This window comes from Pseudomonas lundensis (assembly GCF_001042985.1).
In the GTDB taxonomy this organism is placed as follows: domain Bacteria; phylum Pseudomonadota; class Gammaproteobacteria; order Pseudomonadales; family Pseudomonadaceae; genus Aquipseudomonas; species Aquipseudomonas lundensis.
Genome location: NZ_JYKY01000086.1, coordinates 1 through 567, shown reverse-complemented (window position 1 = coordinate 567; position 567 = coordinate 1). Strand labels below are relative to the sequence as shown.

The 567-nt window shown below is 64.2% G+C and carries 1 protein-coding gene; it reads right to left on the bottom strand.

Annotated elements, in window-relative coordinates; all coding sequences use genetic code 11:
* A partial coding sequence (gene vgrG / locus TU74_RS22975) for a type VI secretion system tip protein VgrG (protein ID WP_048377764.1) occupies positions 1-567 on the bottom strand: 567 nt, incomplete at both ends.

Sequence of the window (567 nt, the reverse complement as noted above, 5' to 3'; positions counted from 1 at the left end):
TCGAAGGCCAATCCCGGTTGCAGACGTTCATCGTCGCCTTCCACATGGGCCAACTTGGCGTCGTTGCGCAGGGCTGCCAGGCGGGTCTTGGTGAAAGGCTTACCGGCAATGTCGCGCTTGTAACGGCCAGGGTAGTCGTAGCGTTCGTAGTCCTTGTGCTGGTTGTTCAGGTCCTGGTCGCCGGTGGCGGTGTGCTGCTGGTTGTAGCGCGGGTGGGTGAAGGTGTAGTCGCGCTGCACCTGGCGTGCGGTGCGCACCTGTTCGGTGTAGTGGAAGCGGGTCAACGCCGGTTCCTTGGAGTCGCCGCCACCCATGGGCTGGTAGATCACCGGGCAGTCGGTGTGGGTGCCGATGGTGCCCAGGCCGCCGACGCGGTCGGTGAGGACGAGGGTGTGGCCGTCGGCGCGGTGTTCGAACGTGTAGAGCAGGCCTTCTTCGGCGGCGAGGCGGTCGATGAAGTCGAGGTCGGTTTCGCCGGCCTGCACGCAGTATTCGCGGGGTTGGTGTTCGAAGCAGATTTCGCTGCGAATGTCGGTCAGTTTCTGCTCGGCCAGCACGCTGGTGATG